Origin of the sequence: Pseudomaricurvus albidus (genome assembly GCF_018863235.1) — a bacterium.
Taxonomy (GTDB): Bacteria; Pseudomonadota; Gammaproteobacteria; order Pseudomonadales; family Cellvibrionaceae; genus Pseudomaricurvus; species Pseudomaricurvus albidus.
On record NZ_JAHKRS010000002.1, the window covers coordinates 576,497 to 592,604 of the forward strand.

At 51.8% G+C, this 16,108-nt stretch carries 14 protein-coding genes and 1 pseudogene; 7 read left to right on the forward strand and 8 right to left on the reverse strand.

Annotated elements, in window-relative coordinates; genetic code table 11:
* Positions 1-160: 160 nt before the first annotated feature.
* Entirely contained in the window at positions 161-346 is a 186-nt protein-coding gene (locus tag KOI40_RS05995) for a DUF3094 family protein (protein ID WP_369413154.1), read from the forward strand.
* Between the two features lie 45 nt (positions 347-391).
* Here the strand turns inward: KOI40_RS05995 and KOI40_RS06000 are convergent, their stop codons facing one another.
* Entirely contained in the window at positions 392-709 is a 318-nt protein-coding gene (locus KOI40_RS06000) for a hypothetical protein (RefSeq protein ID WP_216096534.1), read from the reverse strand.
* 329 nt (positions 710-1,038) lie between these two features.
* Here KOI40_RS06000 and KOI40_RS06005 point away from each other — a divergent pair, with 329 nt between their 5' ends.
* Both KOI40_RS06005 and KOI40_RS06010 read left to right on the forward strand, forming a co-directional pair.
* Complete coding sequence (locus KOI40_RS06005; RefSeq protein ID WP_216096535.1) at positions 1,039-1,602, forward strand: phosphoribosyltransferase; 564 nt, start codon at positions 1,039-1,041, stop codon at positions 1,600-1,602.
* 100 nt (positions 1,603-1,702) lie between these two features.
* Entirely contained in the window at positions 1,703-3,388 is a 1,686-nt protein-coding gene (locus KOI40_RS06010) for an alanine/glycine:cation symporter family protein (RefSeq protein ID WP_216096536.1), read from the forward strand.
* On the opposite strand, the gene ansA is transcribed toward KOI40_RS06010, so the two are convergent.
* From ansA to KOI40_RS06025, 3 genes are all read right to left on the reverse strand, one after another.
* Positions 3,385-4,419, reverse strand: a complete 1,035-nt coding sequence (gene ansA, locus KOI40_RS06015) for an asparaginase (RefSeq protein ID WP_216096537.1) — start codon at positions 4,417-4,419, stop codon at positions 3,385-3,387. The genes KOI40_RS06010 and ansA overlap by 4 nt on opposite strands.
* A 117-nt stretch (positions 4,420-4,536) precedes the next feature.
* Positions 4,537-5,754 carry a CaiB/BaiF CoA transferase family protein gene (locus KOI40_RS06020; RefSeq protein WP_233710076.1) on the reverse strand — a complete coding sequence of 406 codons (1,218 nt, stop codon included), beginning with the start codon at positions 5,752-5,754 and terminating at the stop codon, positions 4,537-4,539.
* A gap of 26 nt (positions 5,755-5,780) precedes the next feature.
* The gene (locus tag KOI40_RS06025; RefSeq protein WP_216096538.1) at positions 5,781-6,965 is read right to left on the reverse strand and encodes an acyl-CoA dehydrogenase; all 1,185 of its coding nucleotides are present in this window, start codon (positions 6,963-6,965) and stop codon (positions 5,781-5,783) included.
* 190 nt (positions 6,966-7,155) lie between these two features.
* On the opposite strand from KOI40_RS06025, the gene KOI40_RS06030 reads away from it, so the two are divergent.
* Positions 7,156-8,046 carry a LysR family transcriptional regulator gene (locus KOI40_RS06030; protein WP_216096539.1) on the forward strand — a complete coding sequence of 297 codons (891 nt, stop codon included), beginning with the start codon at positions 7,156-7,158 and terminating at the stop codon, positions 8,044-8,046.
* Here the strand turns inward: KOI40_RS06030 and KOI40_RS18975 are convergent.
* From KOI40_RS18975 to KOI40_RS06045, 4 genes and pseudogenes are all read right to left on the reverse strand, one after another.
* Positions 8,043-8,477, reverse strand: a complete 435-nt coding sequence (locus KOI40_RS18975) for a methyl-accepting chemotaxis protein (RefSeq protein WP_439653227.1) — start codon at positions 8,475-8,477, stop codon at positions 8,043-8,045. The genes KOI40_RS06030 and KOI40_RS18975 overlap by 4 nt on opposite strands.
* A gap of 84 nt (positions 8,478-8,561) precedes the next feature.
* Positions 8,562-9,332 (reverse strand): annotated as a pseudogene (locus KOI40_RS18980) (PAS domain-containing protein); the annotation flags it as partial.
* A 425-nt stretch (positions 9,333-9,757) separates the two neighbouring features.
* Positions 9,758-10,453: a 2OG-Fe(II) oxygenase gene (locus KOI40_RS06040; RefSeq protein WP_216096541.1), complete on the reverse strand. Its 696-nt coding sequence runs from the start codon at positions 10,451-10,453 to the stop codon at positions 9,758-9,760.
* A gap of 226 nt (positions 10,454-10,679) precedes the next feature.
* Positions 10,680-12,116, reverse strand: a complete 1,437-nt coding sequence (locus KOI40_RS06045; protein WP_216096542.1) for a coniferyl aldehyde dehydrogenase — start codon at positions 12,114-12,116, stop codon at positions 10,680-10,682.
* A 177-nt stretch (positions 12,117-12,293) separates the two neighbouring features.
* Here KOI40_RS06045 and KOI40_RS06050 point away from each other — a divergent pair, with 177 nt between their 5' ends.
* The 3 genes from KOI40_RS06050 (at position 12,294) to KOI40_RS06060 (ending at position 16,102) form a co-directional block, all read left to right on the forward strand.
* A complete protein-coding gene (locus tag KOI40_RS06050) occupies positions 12,294-13,340 on the forward strand; it encodes an AraC family transcriptional regulator (protein ID WP_216096543.1) in 1,047 nt (348 codons plus the stop codon).
* A 141-nt stretch (positions 13,341-13,481) separates the two neighbouring features.
* The gene (locus KOI40_RS06055) at positions 13,482-15,494 is read left to right on the forward strand and encodes a TonB-dependent receptor plug domain-containing protein (protein WP_216096544.1); all 2,013 of its coding nucleotides are present in this window, start codon (positions 13,482-13,484) and stop codon (positions 15,492-15,494) included.
* A gap of 77 nt (positions 15,495-15,571) precedes the next feature.
* On the forward strand, positions 15,572-16,102 hold the full coding sequence (locus KOI40_RS06060; protein ID WP_216096545.1) for a YfiR family protein: 531 nt from the start codon (positions 15,572-15,574) through the stop codon (positions 16,100-16,102).
* Positions 16,103-16,108 lie beyond the last annotated feature (6 nt).

Sequence of the window (16,108 nt, forward strand, 5' to 3'; positions counted from 1 at the left end):
ATCCTTTAATCCGTTAAAAAAGCAGACACGATTAACCCCGGCACCGATGGTGACGGGGTTTTCTTTTATGGGGTCTAGTCTTGCTTTAAGGAAGGGACGCGTTTTCATGAGAACACTGTGCTAGAGTTGAGACAAGCAGGGTTTAAGGGGGAAGTCCACCGTGTCGCAAGTGAACCGTTTGTCTCCGGAAGATCAGCAGCGGGTTGATCGTTATCTCTCATCCGGGGTGAATCAGACAGAGCGTAAACCCTTTCGCATCTGGCGCCTGTTTGCCTTTATTTGGGCGCTGCTGGGGGTAATGGGCGGTGTGAGCTACTGGTTGGCCTTAAGGCACGGTGTTATCTGAAGCCGTTTGACAGGCGGTATTGCTGGCCGTCAGAAGCTCTGCAAGTCAGTCATCAGATACCCAGCGCAAGGGCTCGCCGAAATCGTCGGTCAGCAGGGTTTTTCGACCTTCTTTGGATCTGTGTCGGGTGACGGTCCGTTTGGGTTTGTGGCGCCGGGCTTCTATGGCCTGAATTTCCGACAAAACCGGAGTGCGGGTTTGCTGGTTGCGCTCAATATGGGGCGATTTGGGCAGGGGGGTGTTCAGCTCACGGCCGCTTTCACCGGCCTGAAACTGATCTACTGCGCCGCCCTGAGCCAGAAATTGACGAACCTGATCATCAATTTCCTGACGAATTTGAGCTTTGGTCTTTGTCGGTTTCATAGCATCCCGGGTACAGTGGTTAACGTGCACTGCGAAAACGGCCCGCACAATGACAGCGGCCCAAATGGTATTTCAGACTTTGGCTGTCAGGGTATGCAAGAGGCGCGTTTGCGTACTGCAGTAAAAGGCTGCCGGAAGGTCTGTACAAAATATAACCTAAGGTGCCTTAATCCCTCATTTTAGAGGGCTTTTGCACAGAAATCATCGACCAATTAGCAATCGGGGCAAAGTAAGTTGATTGGGAGCGTTATTTGCTCAGGGAGAGCGGCCTCTTTAATATACTCGCCTTTGTGTTTTTAATGCTATCCGGTACCCGTGAGCAAGGAATTATGGTCGAGAAACTGTACATTGGCGCTGAAGAGTTACTGCAGGATTCCTTTCGCTTGGGAATGAAGATTTTGAAAGACGATTTTCGGCCGGATTATATAGTCGGTGTCTGGCGGGGGGGAACCCCGGTGGGTATTGCGGTACAGGAAGTTCTGCATGTGCATGATGTGCACTCAGACCACATCGCCATCCGTACCTCTTCCTATGAAGGCATGACTCGGCGGGAAAAAGAGGTTCGGGTTCACGGGCTCGATTATCTGGTCGAAAGGGTTAATCCTGAAGATAATTTGCTGATTGTCGACGATGTGTTTGATACCGGCCTGAGTATTGATGCGGTGCTTAAGACCCTGTCGTCCCGGGCGCGTCGCAATACCCCTGAAGATATTCGGATTGCCACGCCCTGGTACAAACCGGGTAATAACCGAACTTCTATCGAGCCAGATTACTACCTTCACGAGTCAGATCAGTGGCTGGTGTTTCCCCACGAGCTGGATGGTTTGACTCGTGACGAGATACGGAAACACAAACCGGAAGTCAGTCAGGTCTTTGAAGAATACGGTTTCTAAACCATATCCATAGTAGATGCCTCAGGTGACGATCACTGACAACCGAACTGATTCAAAACAACGCAAAAATAAAATCAATTCATGACATTGGGGTGTTTCATTGGACAGTCTTAACCATTTCTTTTTGTATCTGGACGGTTACCTGGGGTCAGCAGCCTATTTCCCTTATCTGTTGCTGGGTGTCGGGTTGTTTTTCACGCTCTATCTGAAATTCCCCCAAATTCGTTACTTCGGTCACGCCTGGAAAGTGGTGACAGGCAAGTACGATAAAGCCGGGGACAAGGGCGATACCACACACTTTCAGGCGCTGACGACAGCACTGTCGGGGACTGTAGGCACAGGCAATATTGGTGGTGTTGCCTTTGCCATTTTTCTGGGTGGCCCGGCGGCCTTGTTCTGGATGTGGATGACGGCCTTTCTGGGGATGACCACCAAGTTTGTCGAAGTGACCCTGTCGCACAAATATCGTGATCAAACCGAAGATGGCACCATGTCCGGTGGCCCCATGTATTACATGGAAAAGAAACTGAACATGAAGTGGTTGGGTATTATTTTTGCCATTGCCACGGTGATCAGCTCGTTCGGTACCGGAAACCTTCCCCAGATTAACAACATTGCACAGGGCATGAAGGCAACCTTTGGCCTGGCGCCTATTATCACGGGTGCGGTGCTGGCTTTTGTCCTTGCTCTGGTCATTATTGGCGGTATTCATCGCATTGCCGCGGTGACGTCCAAAATTGTTCCGTTTATGTCGGTGTTTTATATTCTCGGCGCTTTGGCGGTGATTTTTTACAATCTGGATAACGTGCTGCCGTCATTGGTTTCAGTGTTTGCCGATGCGTTCACAGGGTCTGCCGCCGCCGGTGGATTCCTGGGGGCGACCTTTGCCTACGCATTTAACCGTGGTGTGAACCGGGGCTTGTTCTCCAATGAAGCGGGGCAGGGCTCGGCGCCCATTGCCCACGCCTCCGCAAAAACCCAGGAGCCTGTGTCAGAAGGCATGGTGTCCATTCTGGAGCCCTTTATTGATACCATCATCATTTGTACGCTCACGGGCCTGGTCATACTGTCGTCAGGAGTGTGGACAGAAAAACACCAGACGCATTTTCAGCGGGCAGATACCGTATTTATCGCGGGCGATTACAGTGATCAAAACGAAGAAGACCGCGAGCAGCTGTTTCATTTCCTGAATCGCGGTGACAGTACGATCGAGCGCTACACCGGCAGCATCAATGTGGTGGGTGGTGTCGCTGATGATCTGGATTACACCGTGCTGAGTTCCCGCTCCGTGGCTGAAAATATTCGTTACAGCATCGATGGCGACGAACGGCCATACACCGGTGTGCTGGAAGTGGTGGACGGGCGTCTGGAAAACCCGAATATTGAAATGTCTGGAAAATCGCTGGTTCACTCTGCAGAACTGACCACTCTGGCGTTTACCAAAGGCTTCTTTGGGGAGTACGGTCAGTACATAGTGTCCATCGGATTGTTGCTGTTTGCGTTCTCTACGACGATTGCCTGGTCTTATTATGGTGATCGGGCGATGATTTATCTGGTCGGGCAAAAGGGGGTGATGCCTTATCGGATTTGTTATGTGGCGGGGTTTTTCTGGGCGTCTTTTTCAGACACCACCCTGATCTGGAACCTGACCGCAGTGACCATTGTCTTGATGACCCTGCCAAACCTGCTGGGCATTATGTTGCTGCGCAAGGATATGAAGCAGAGCGTGTCGGAGTACTGGGAGCATTTTGAAAGGGACAGGGCTCAGGCCGGGGAGAAGCGTTAATCGCTTAACTCTCCGCGCAGGTTTTGTGTCATCAGCTTTCGTACCTGATCGACCGACAGATCCTGACTCAACAGATAATGCAACTTGGTCAGGGTGGCTTCAATGGTCATGTCGCCGCCGCTGATCACTCCCGCCTGAGCCAGGGCGTTACCCGTGGCGTAGCCTCCCATATTCACCTTGCCTTGCAAACACTGGGTACAGTTGATGATCAATGTGCCCTTGTCTGTGGCCGCTTTGAGCGGTTGTAAAAATGCCTCACTTTGTGGAGCGTTGCCTACGCCAAAGCTCTGCAAAATCAGCGCCGCTAGTGGTTGCTGCAGCAGGTTGTCGATCAGCGTTTCGGATATGCCGGGGTAGAGCGTTAACACGCCAATGGTCTGCGGTTGAATTTTCTGCACTCGCAAGTGTGTGCTGACGTTGCTGGAGGGGCTTACTTGACTCACCAATGTTCCATTGATCAATTCAATATCAATACCCGCTTCCAGCAGAGGTCCATAGTTGGGTGATTCAAACGCATTGAATCCGTCTGCGTGTGTCTTAACACTGCGGTTGCCTCTGAATAATTGGTTGTTGAAAAACAGACCCACCTCGGCGATGGGGTAGTTGGCTGCGATGTAGAGAGCGTTCAGCAAATTGGCGTGACCGTCGGAACGCAGTTGTGCCAGAGGGATCTGGGAGCCCGTGACGATCACCGGCTTGGCCAGATTCTCGAGCATAAATGACAGGGCCGAGGCCGTGTACGCCATGGTGTCGGTTCCGTGCAGCACCACAAAGCCATCGTACTGATCGTAGTGTGCGGCAATGTCATCGGCGATCACCTGCCAGTCCATGGGACTCATATTGGCTGAATCAATCAGCGGGTGATATTCCTTCAGTGTGAACTCGGGCAGTTCTGGTCGTTGGAATTCCGGCATGGTTTGCAGGTGACTGTCGAGAAAATTCTCTGCGGGAATGTAGCCTTGAGCCGAGGGTTTCATACCAATTGTGCCACCGGTGTAGGCGACGTAAATGGATTTTTTGGTGGTAGTCATGGCAGGAAACTGTCCGGGCAGGCAATGCGTTGTGTGGGTTTGAGTAAAACAGACCGCATGGAGTCTGTTTTACTCAAGGCGTCTGGTCGCATTGTAGCCCGAGACAGTTGTATATGCCTATGGCAGCTCGTTTGAGGAGGATTCCGCAACACCGTAACGCTGAAGAACTTCGTCGGTATGTTCCCCAAGTCGTGGTGGCGGTTGCCGGTATTGCACGGGAGTCCGTGACAGCTTGATCGGATTGCCCGGCAGGGTTAGCTGATCGTTCTGCGGATGGGGGATATTGACCTTCATGCCGCGGTGCACAATCTGGGGATCATTAAACACATCGTCGATGGTGTTAATGGGGCCGGCAGGGATGCCCGCCTGGTCAAAGCGTGTTAACCACTCGTCCCGTGTGTGTTGCTTCAGTGGTTCTTGCAGTCTGGGGACCAGCAGCTCTCGATGAGCCACTCGCTGGGCATTGGTGGCAAACCGCTCGTCATCGGCACACTCCGGCAAACCCAGAACGTCACACAGGCGTTTGAACTGCTGATCATTGCCCACCGCAATGATGCAGTGACCATCGGCTGTGGCAAAACTCTGATAGGGCACGATGTTGGGATGTGCGTTACCGAGACGTTGGGGAACCAGATTTCCCACCAGATAGTTGGTGGCCTGGTTGGCCAGGGTGGCAGCAGTGACGTCCAGCAATGCCAGGTCGATGTGTTGGCCAAGACCGGAGGTTTCCCGCTCGTGTACGGCTGCCAGAATACCAATGGTGGAATAGAGTCCGGTCATGATATCGGTCAGGGCCACCCCGACTTTTTGTGGGCCGCCACCGGGCTGGTCGTCTTTTTCGCCGGTGATGCTCATCAGGCCGCCCATGCCCTGCACCAGAAAATCGTATCCTGGGCGGTGGCTGTAGGGGCCGGTTTGCCCAAAGCCGGTAATGGAGCAGTAAATCAGGCGCGGATTGAGTTCCGATAAAGTGGCGTAATCCAGCCCGTATTTTGCGGCACCGCCGACTTTAAAGTTTTCCAGCAGGATGTCGCATTGGCTGGCCAATCGCTGTAGGGTTTGTTGGCCTTCAGGCGACGCGATATCCACACAAATAGACTGTTTGCCGCGATTGGCCGCCATAAAATAGGCGGACTCCTCCGTGGGATTGCCCTCGGAGTCACTCATGTAAGGAGGTCCCCAGTGACGGGTGTCATCACCCTGTGATGGCCGCTCTACCTTAATCACTTCCGCGCCGAGATCTGCGAGAGTCTGACTGGCCCAGGGGCCAGCCAACACGCGGGACAGGTCGAGAACTTTTAATCCGGCCAGGGCGCCGGACATGTTTTCTGTCATTGTCACAGGTTCAGGCCTCTCCGTACTCAAAATGCCGCCAGATCGGTTTGGCTCCGTCCCAGGATCAAGCCGTGCACATCGTGAGTACCTTCGTAAGTATTCACCACTTCCAGATTTACCATGTGGCGCATTACCGGGTACTCGTCGGAGATGCCGTTGCCGCCGTGCATGTCGCGCGACATGCGGGCAATTTCAAGAGCTTTACCACAGGAATTGCGTTTGATCAGCGAAATCAATTCAGGAGAAATATTGCCACTGTCCAGCAATTGTCCGGCGCGCAAACAGCCCTGTAGCCCGAGGCTGATGTCGGTTTGCATATTGGCCAGTTTTAGCTGAATCAACTGGGTTGCCGCCAGCGGGCGACCAAACTGCTTGCGCTCCAGGGTGTAGTTGCGGGCGGAGTGCCAACAGGTTTCGGCGGCACCGAGAGCGCCCCAGGCGATGCCGTAACGTGCATTGTTCAGACAGCCAAACGGACCTTTCAGTCCCTGGACGTTGGGCAGCAGCTGATCTTCGGATACGAAAACATTGTCCATCACGATTTCACCCGTGATAGAGGCACGCAGTGCCAGCTTGCCTTCGATTTTCGGGGCGCTCAAACCCGGCATGCCCTTTTCCAGAATAAAGCCGCGAATGACGTTATCGTCGGTTTTCGCCCAGACCACGAACACGTCGGCGATAGGACTGTTGCTGATCCACATTTTGGCGCCGGTCAGCTGGTAGCCTCCGTCAACGCTCCTGGCGCGAGTCACCATGCTGCCGGGATCGGAGCCATGATCGGGCTCGGTGAGACCGAAGCAACCAATGTACTCACCGCTGGCCAGTTTCGGCAGGTATTTTTCCCGCTGGGCTTCCGTTCCGTAGGCGTAGATGGGGTACATCACCAGAGAAGACTGAACGCTCATCATGGAGCGGTAGCCGGAATCAACGGCCTCGACTTCGCGGGCAATCAAACCGTAGCTGATGTAGTCCACGCCAGGGCAGCCATAGCCTTCAATGGTCGGTCCCAGCAGCCCCAGTTCACCCATTTCCCGAAAGATAGCCGGATCGGTGTGCTCATCGCGGAAGGCCTGCTGTACACGGGGTAACAGTTTTTCCTGAGCGTATTGGCGAGCGGTATCGCGAACCAGGCGCTGTTCGTCAGTGAGCTGTTGTTCCAGCAGGAAGGGGTCCTGCCAATTGATTTTTTGCCATTGTTTGCCTGAGGCCATATGCCCTCCGATAGGTGCATGGGGTGGATGGGTGGATTCATGGAATCAACCATAGCAAACTATGGTTTCCTATAATAAATATATGTTTTGTATTGTTTGTATATATAAATTATATGGTAGGGTGTGTGCGTGAGTTAACGGTTTTTAATGCCGCTGTTCGAAAGTGGCTTGGCCAAAAGTGCTTGGGTTAATGGATTCTATGGATTTACGAAAGCTGGAAATTTTTGTTCAGGTTGCACGCTTAAAAAATTTTTCCAAAGCGGCGCAGGTGTTACATATGGCGCAGCCACCGGTCAGTATTGCGGTGCGAAAGCTGGAGGAAGAGCTGGGAACAGAATTGCTGATCCGTGACAAGCGAACCCTGGCCCTGACCCACGAGGGAGAGACCGTATTAGCACAGGCGGAGGTAATCCTTCGTCAGGTTGAAGATTTGAAGGAGACCGTTGGCGACTATCAGGGCTTGCTCAGAGGTGAGTTGAATCTGGCCTGTCCGGCCATGGCGGGTACCTATTTGCTGCCTCAGCTTCTGGGTGAGTTTCTCGATCTGCACTCGGGTCTTACGGCTGCTGTGACCCAGGCAGGTACGCACAAAATTGAGCAACTGCTGTTAAATGATGAGATTGAGCTGGGGGTGGTCACATCTCTGGAAGATCACAAAAATCTGGATGTTGTTCCTTTGGTGACAGAGACCATGATGCTGTGTGTCGGCAGTGAGAGTCCTTTTCGTGATCGCCGTTCTGTGGCCGTGAGTGAGTTGGCCGCTGTCCCCATGATCCTCTACGAACGGGATTACTTTATTCGTAAAAGCTTTGATGTGATGTGTGAGGATAGGGGCGTTGAGCCTGACATCCGTTTGCAAACCAATTATCTGCCGCTCATTTCGAAGTTGGTCAAACAGAACCACGGAGCCACGGTGGGGTTAAAGATGATGGCGCAACAGGAACCTGGAATTCACGCTGTCCCTCTGGAACCGGCAATCTCAGTCAATCTGGGGATTGCTCGCCGCAAAGGGCGGACAATCTCCAGGGCAAATCAGGCGTTTATCGACTGGTTGGTGAGTGTTAATGATCCCGTGGTTTAGGTGTTGATAATCCCACCCAGCGACAGCGCACCTTCTTTTACTTCCGTAAAAACGGCAGATGCCTGTTGCACTAGTTGCGCGCCATTTTGGGCGTGGTTACTGGCGGCGGTCATTTGTGTGGTCATTTGTTCAGTCAGAGAGCGATTGGTATCCACCAGGGTGCGAATTTCTATGGTCGAGGACTGGGCACGACTGGCCAGCTGACGAACTTCATCGGCGACCACGGCAAAGCCCCTGCCGTATTCTCCAGCTCTAGCCGCCTCAATGGCTGCGTTTAAGGCCAGCAGATTGGTTTGCTCTGCAATACCGCTGATGGTGGTGACAATGTCGTTAATGCTTTTGGATTGTTCAACCAGTTGATCTGCGCAGTGGGCTGATTCATTGACGGCGGCTGAAATCTGATGGGCGGAATCCACCGCGGAAGTCAGCACGTCGGCCCCGGAATTGGCTCGGGTAACGGTTGTTCCTGCGGCACTTTCAACCGCTTGGGTAATGGCTTTTAGGGATTCGGTCTGTCGGACCTGAGGCGTGATGTCGCTGGCAAACTTTATGACTTTGATCACTTCGCCGTGGTGGTTGATGATCGGATTGTAAATGGCTTCCAGCCAGATTTCCGAACCATCTTTCCGGCGTCGAGAGAACTGTCCGTTGCGATACTGGCCCGATTTCAATGTTGTCCAAAAGTCCGGGTTGTCCCGGTAGAATTGTTCATCACAAAACATACGATGAGCCTGGCCTTTGATTTCAGGCAAGGTGTAACCCATGGTTTTGAGAAAGTTTTCGTTGGCATCCAGGACATGTCCGTCCGGGGTGAACTCAATGACCGCTTGAGAGCGGTTGAGGGCTTCAATGATGGCAGTTTGTTCATTGCGCCGATCAGCCATGGCGGTGATGTCCGTGGCAAACTTGATAACGCGAATGGTTTGTCCTTGATGGATGACAGGGAAATAGTTGGCTTGCAGCCAAACCTTGTTGCCTCCATTGCCCAGACGGGCAAACTCTCCCGATTGTGGCGTGCCGCGATTCAGGTCTCTCCAAAAGTGGGCGTATTCGGGAGAGTCGCTATACGCTTTTTCACAAAACATGGAGTGGTGTTTTCCGACAAGGCTTTCCAGTGGGTAACCCACTACCTTGAGAAAGTGGTCATTGGCCGTTTCAATAATTCCTTCCGGAGTGAACTCAATAACTGCATTGCTGCGTTTGATGGCGTCAATAAAGTCAGCCTGTTTTTCTAGCTCATTTTTGAGCCTGACAGACTCTTTGCTGTCGAACAGTTTGTTAAGCATTCCAAGCACCCTTCAAATCCCTGATGTTTTTTTTATTTTAGAGCCGCTACCTGAAAATCTATCGACCCTATGACCTATATCTTTATACAAGGGTGTGTTGTTGACCAGAGCTAAATTGGGCTGTCGATTGTGGCGTGGTGCTTCTGAACGGAGCCGGACAAGATTTCATTGTCCGGCTCCGTTCAGAAGAGAGGTGTTAAAACGGTGCGGCGTTAAGCCTTTCTATTGCGGCTATAGATGAATTTCGCGCCATATTGGGGACGTGCGTTGTGACAGATTGGTGCATGTATCCTGGGCCAATGCGACATGTTTTTTATTCTCTGTTCGGCGTATTTTTTTCTCATAAAGAACAAAAAAATCTAAGTGGCAGAGGCGATCAGCTTCGCAATGGTGGAGCTTTAGCTTACCGGCTTGCCAGAGGCGGGCTAATTGGGCGGATCCACACGCTCAGTGGAGGTGCTGTTTACCCGAAACCAGCCGGCAATGGAGTAGCGATCACTGCGAGCGGGCAAAACTTCGTGAGGAAACTCTTCGCTTAAAAAAGTCACAATCGTTCCGAAAGACGGTTTGATTTTCTGCCCGGTAGTGTCCTCCCGGTCTTGGTAAAGTATCAATTCACCGCCATTTTCGTCCCGCCAGTCACGGTTCAAATAGATTACGACAGACAGTATCCGGTTGGTATCCCCCCGAAAGGCGTCGACATGTCTTTTGTAGAAATCTCCGGGAGCGTAGTGGGCAAAGTGACTTTCAAAAGAGAACAGTCCCAGAAACAGACGGCGGTTAAGGTAGGCTTGAAGTTCTGCCGTCCAGTCCAGCCATGCCTTGGTCGCAGGGGTATCCCCGGTGATCCAGCATATTTCATCCTTGCGGATGGTTTTGACCAGAGTGTGCTGCTCGTCTCTGCCGATGCCCGCTGGATCAAACTGTCCGCCTGGAAGACGCTGTACGTAATCATGCAGCATGTCTCCCAGAGATTCAGGCAGTGCACCGGGATGCACGCTGTACCCTTGAGTCAGCAGGTTTTGGGCAATAGCTTCAAACAGGTGAGACTCGACCTGTGGAGCACAGGGTTGGATATCAACCTCGGGCAAGGTAACGGAAACAGTTATTTCAGCGGTCATTCGGAGGGTGCCCGGCATGCTAGGGGGAGGTTAGGCAAAGGGCCGAAGTATCAGTATTTCCGTTGCACAGGTACAACGATAAATTCTAAGGATAACGATCAGAATTATTAATCGATCAAGGGCGCGTTCAGGGCTTAAAGCCGGGTCAATTTACGTCGGCGGGATACGGTGACAGGCGATCAGCCCATAAGGAACAACTGTCGTTATGGACTGATCGCAGACAGGTTTATTTTGCCTTTTGCTTCAGCAGGGCGTTATACACTTTAGTGGCAAACTTCCCGTAGGGAGGGCGCAGGTATTTCATGGCTGAAAAGTTCGCCTGATAGAACACCGGGCGCAACTTGGAAAAAGTCACAAAGCCTTCATAGCCGTGATAGTGACCCATGCCACTGGGGCCAACGCCCCCAAAAGGCAAGTCGTGCTGAGCCACGTGGAAAAGCGCATCATTGACACTCACCCCTCCAGACATAATACGATCGATGTACATGTCGGAGAGCTTCTTATCCTTTGTAAAAGGGTATAGAGCCAGTGGGCGATCTCGCTCGTTGACATAAGTAATCACGTCAGAGGGGGTTTGATAAGGCAATACCATCAGCAGCGGGCCAAAGGTTTCGCGCTGGCGAATGATCATGTCTTCGCTGGTGTCCAGGACCAGATGCAGCGGGAACTTTCTCTGTTCGCGGTTGGGCGCCTGGCCTTCGCTCAGATTAATGATGGTTGCACCCTTGTCTCTGGCATCTTGCAAGGTGTCTTCCAGTCGTTGAAACGAGCGATCATCAATGATCGAGGTATAATCTACCGAGTTGATGTCAGGACAATGCTTGGCCACATAACTTTTGGCCTGGCTGATAAACGCTTCCCGTTGAGACTCGTGTACGAATACATAATCCACATTCGTACAGATCTGGCCGGCGTTGAATTGTTTGACAAACATGATCCGTTCAACAGCTTTTTGCACATCATATTCTGGGTCAATCACGGCCGGGGCCTTCCCGCCCAGCTCCAGAACCACGGGTGTCAGGTTTTGAGCTGCCGAGGCCATGACCTTGCGTCCGGTCTGGCCTGATCCGGTAAACACAATGAGATCAAAAGGGATCTGGGAAAACTGGATGCCGACTTCGCCGGTTTCTTCGTAGAATTTCAGTTTATCTTCAGGGAAGTATTTGGGGCTTAGCTCAATCAGCAGCCGGCTGAGAGCAATGGAGTTTTCGGACATTTTAACCATGGCCCGATTCCCCGCAGCGAAAGCCGCCGTCAGTTGAGAAAAGGCCAGGTTGATGGGGAAGTTCCACGGAACAATCAGTCCACAGACCCCCAGAGGTTGTGGAATCACCCGGTTCTTGGCTCCGGGAAACATCGACACACTGACGTGACGTTTTTGAACTTTCATCCACTTTTTCAGCTGCTTGATGGTGTCGTTGATACCGTCACTGACAGAAATGATTTCTGCAAACAGACTTTCGTGGCGTGAGCGATTGCCATAATCCTGATTGATCGCCTCAACAATGTCGTCAACATTGTCATTCAACAGTTTTTTTAGAGTCAGCAAGTCCTTCTTGCGTTGCGCGTAAGTGGGCGTAGGGTCAAGAAGATAGCTGTTTCGCTGTGTGTTGAAGTCGGTGATCAGTTGTTCGCTGGGCGCAATAGGAGGCATGGCATTCATGGGGCAGTTCCTGTTCAGCTGTTGAGCAATGAGTAAAGTGAGTTTGTGGTTATTGTCGTTGTAATTGCTACCGTTACAGGTCTCTAACTTTAGCACTAATGCGTAATCTCAATTTGACAATCTGCGACATTCTCGTAAGGTTATCCAGGATTCTAAAGGTGCCCGGGTCTATATCTTATGCATTATGTTATTCGTTCGGCCAAGTTTATGGGATTTTCCGAACTGGTAGAGGAGTTGGGTGGTGACCCTGAGCGAATTTTGAGTCAGGTTGGTATCTCTCCGGCACAATTGCAGGATCCTGAAGCTCTGATTTCAGCAACCGCCTTTGTTGAATCCTTGCAGTTGGCGGCAGATCTGACCCAGCATTCAGATTTTGGCCTCAGGTTGGGTGTGCGGCAGGGGGTCGATGTGCTGGGTCCGCTGGGACTGCTGGCGCGGCAGTGTGCCGATGCCGGTGAGGCCTTTCAGATGATGTCCCGTTTTGTCGGACTGCACAATTCGGGTTCAGTGGTTGGGATGGAGCTGCAGGACAGCAAGGCGTACCTGACTTATGACGATGTCACCCCCGGGCTTCCCCGAAATGCTCAAATTTGTGATTTGGCGCTCGGAATAGCGATGGCACTGATGGAGCTGTTTCTGGGTAAGGAGTGGCGGCCCGACGGGGTTTACTTTGCACATCCCAGGCCGGAAGACATCAGCTTTTATCAGGCAGTATTCAGTGCGCCGCTGTTTTTTGATCAGGAAATCTATGCCCTCAAGTTTGATGTTGCTGCCCTGAGTGTCTCAGTGAATGAGACCGATCCTGAATTAAAGGAATACTTCGCCCGATATGTGTCTGAGTTGCAGTTGCGTCTCAAAAGCAATACGGCATCCACAGTGGATCACCTTATTCGCTCGCTGCTGAGTACTGGACACTGTTCTGAGGCGAGAGTGGCGAAGGTTCTGCAAATGCATCCCAGGACTTTACAGCGTAAATTATTGCAGGAAGGGCACTCTTTTCAGGGGCTGCTGACTCAGATCCGCTCCGAATTGGCACTGTCCTATCTTTCCGCCTCTGATATTCCGTTAACAGAAGTGGCAACGGTGTTGGGGTATTCTGAGCTGAGTGCTTTTTCGCGGTTTTTTAAAGGGCATTTTGGCGAGTCTCCTACGACATACAGACGAAAAATGCGGCCATTATCGACCGGTTCTACGCAATTAGCGCAAAAGCGTGCCTCTGGCTGAATGAAACCTGGCTGTGGATGGTCGTTTGGGGCTGGTCAAACAGGGAGAATCGCGACAGAATGTCTGTTAAACAAGATAAATGAGCGACGAAAAACCACGGGTTTAATGTGGTCTTACCATTGCGAACTTCCAGTGGAAGGAATGAGAAACCGAAAAATGTGGGATCAATGGAAGAATCGGCCGAGTATCTACCTGGCAGCAATCGCTGTATTGGGATCTCCTGTTGCGGTGCAGTCAGAGCCTTTGAAGGCGCATTCGGACCAGCTGGCGAATATGAATTTCGAAGAGCTGGTGGAAATGGAAGTTTTCACCGCCGCCAACCTGTTACCCACCCAGACCAGTAAAGCCCCCGGAACCGTCTACAGTTTCACGGAACGGGATTTTCGGCGTTTCGGAGTGCGTCGTGTGGAGGATCTACTGCAATATGTGCCGGGTCTGCAAATCAATCAGCATCGCAAACGTCATCAATCCATCTGGGCCAGAGGTATCGTTCAGCGCTATAACGATAAATTTGTTCTGTTGGTGGATGGCGTGCGGCAGCAGCAGCTGTATTACGGCCACTTCGCTCTGGGTGATCAGTACCCGCTGGAGCAGATCGAAAAAGTCGAGGTTATTCTGGGCCCCGCTTCCAGTCTTTATGGTGCCAATGCCTTCAGCGGTTTGATTTCCATCACTACCCGACAGTTCACCAACAAACCTGAAGTTTCCACCACCCTGGAGTTGGGTAACTACGATCGCCAGAAAGTGTCGGCCATGTACAACAGTTCGCGGCTACAGGGTTTTGCTTCCTATCTTGATCAGGAAGCGCCTTTTGACGAAAACCGTCGAAGTTTCATTGGTGGTGAGACTTTGCAGCCACTGGATGAAGATTATCAGAGCCTTTATCTTAAGGCGCGTCTGGCTCCGGGTTTGACAGGCAAATTCGACTACATGCGTAATGAAACCCCTTTCCTGTTTATCCCGAATACCCAAAATGCTTTTGTTGACAGTGAGTTCTGGTCGGCGGCGTTGAATTATGAAATCGGTGATCTGGAAAACGGTCGGCTTGAAGCCAGTGCCTATTACCAGCAGGAAGACATTCGTGAATACGAAGAGGTCCAGCCCACCAATGCCCTCGGCTACGATGAGCGACAGGATGCCACCTTGGCAGGTGTGTCACTGACAGGTCTGAAGCGCTGGGGTGACCATACTGCGGCTCTGGGGGTCAGCTGGCGCTATGAGCAGGCCGATGATACGACTTATACCCGTTGGTTTCGATTTGATCGGGGGGTGTTTGCGCAACCCGAGTCAGGTGACCTGCTGAGTGAGCCGGGTATGACCAACGAGGACTATGCTGTCTTTTTTCAGGATGTCTGGTCACTGAGCGAAGCTTTGAATGTGACGCTGGGCATTCGTTACGACGACTTCCAGCAGTTTGATAGCTATGTGAATTATCGGGTGGCTGCAAACTACTCTCCCAGTCCACTGCACAGCTGGAAGCTGATGTTTGGCACTGCCATTCGCACACCCACCTTGCGTGAATATCTGAAAGTACTTGAGGGAACCACCTTCGTGGCTCCCACTCCGGACGCCGAACATATAGAGTCCCTGGAGCTGGGGTATTACCTTAATGCCGGCCGGTATCGTGCGTCGGTGACTCTCTATCACAACACTCTGGATGATTTTATTCATGAGATGCCCACGCCAAACGGGGCGGATGAATACTTCAGCAATTCTGAAGAGGGCTACCGGATCTATGGCGCGGAAACACTGCTGGATGTCTGGTTGACCGATCGGTTGTCAACCCGCCTTACCCTTGCTTATGTAGATTCTGATAACGATCTGTCGGGTGATTTTCCCTATGTGGCAACCTGGTCGGGCAGTGCAGCTCTTAACTATCAGGTGACGCCCAGGCACGAGCTTGGATTATCACTGGTTTACAACAATAGCCGTGAAGACTTAAATCAATTTCATCAGGATAACAGCCATTCCTTTGTGATGACGAATATACATCTGACGGGGGAAATCAACTCGAAGATTCGCTACCGTCTCGGGATAGATAATCTGTTTGACGAGACGGTTTACGATCCCGCTGCAGACTTTGGGTTGCAATACAATAGTGAAAAAGCCCGTCGTCAATTGTGGCTTGAATTAACCTGGACACCGGTATTCTGATGTCTTTTGGGTTAGATAAACTACCTCACATAATATTGAGGTTGCCGGGGTTGGGTTGGTGGCTGATGTGTTTGGGCATGTTTGTGTCGGTCATGAATGTGCATGGCGAGACAGAGCCCCCCGAGCAGTTGCAGCAAAAAAAGGTGAAGGCGGTATTTGTATTGAACGTCGCCAAATTTGTTCGCTGGCCTGAGACGGCTGTGCAAGCACACAGGGATCAGTTGACGCTTTGTTACGATCAGGACGATGTGCTGGGCTCTGCCTACGAGATTATTCGCAATCACTCAGTGAATGGACGGCCACTGGTGCGTAAGTGGATAGACTCCAAGGAAGATCTGGGGGCTTGCGACATGCTGTTGCTCTCGGAAGCCGGTTTGAAGCGTTATCGCAACGCACCATTGGTATCACCGGACTCGCCCTTGCTGGTGGTTGCTGATCTGACCGCTCACAAGTCTACAGGTGAAGCGTATCCCGGAGTACATATCGCTCTGGTACGCAAGGGCAGCAAAATAGGATTTGATGTTAATTTGTCCGCAGTTCATAGATCGCATCTGAAACTCAGCTCGCGATTATTGAGGTTGGCTCGCATTGTCGGTGACGAAGACTGAGGTAGG

What these genes read in the sequence shown, in the direction of transcription:
- KOI40_RS06020 (WP_233710076.1), bottom strand. Translation starts at nt 5,754, where the DNA reads ATGACAGAAAACATGTCCGGCGCCCTGGCCGGATTAAAAGTTCTCGAC.
- KOI40_RS06025 (WP_216096538.1), bottom strand. Translation starts at nt 6,965, where the DNA reads ATGGCCTCAGGCAAACAATGGCAAAAAATCAATTGGCAGGACCCCTTC.
- KOI40_RS06030 (WP_216096539.1), top strand. Translation starts at nt 7,156, where the DNA reads ATGGATTCTATGGATTTACGAAAGCTGGAAATTTTTGTTCAGGTTGCA.
- KOI40_RS06060 (WP_216096545.1), top strand. Translation starts at nt 15,572, where the DNA reads ATGTTTGTGTCGGTCATGAATGTGCATGGCGAGACAGAGCCCCCCGAG.
- KOI40_RS06000 (WP_216096534.1), bottom strand. Translation starts at nt 709, where the DNA reads ATGAAACCGACAAAGACCAAAGCTCAAATTCGTCAGGAAATTGATGAT.
- KOI40_RS06045 (WP_216096542.1), bottom strand. Translation starts at nt 12,116, where the DNA reads ATGAATGCCATGCCTCCTATTGCGCCCAGCGAACAACTGATCACCGAC.
- KOI40_RS06005 (WP_216096535.1), top strand. Translation starts at nt 1,039, where the DNA reads ATGGTCGAGAAACTGTACATTGGCGCTGAAGAGTTACTGCAGGATTCC.
- KOI40_RS06040 (WP_216096541.1), bottom strand. Translation starts at nt 10,453, where the DNA reads ATGACCGCTGAAATAACTGTTTCCGTTACCTTGCCCGAGGTTGATATC.
- KOI40_RS06055 (WP_216096544.1), top strand. Translation starts at nt 13,482, where the DNA reads ATGAGAAACCGAAAAATGTGGGATCAATGGAAGAATCGGCCGAGTATC.
- ansA (WP_216096537.1), bottom strand. Translation starts at nt 4,419, where the DNA reads ATGACTACCACCAAAAAATCCATTTACGTCGCCTACACCGGTGGCACA.
- KOI40_RS06050 (WP_216096543.1), top strand. Translation starts at nt 12,294, where the DNA reads ATGCATTATGTTATTCGTTCGGCCAAGTTTATGGGATTTTCCGAACTG.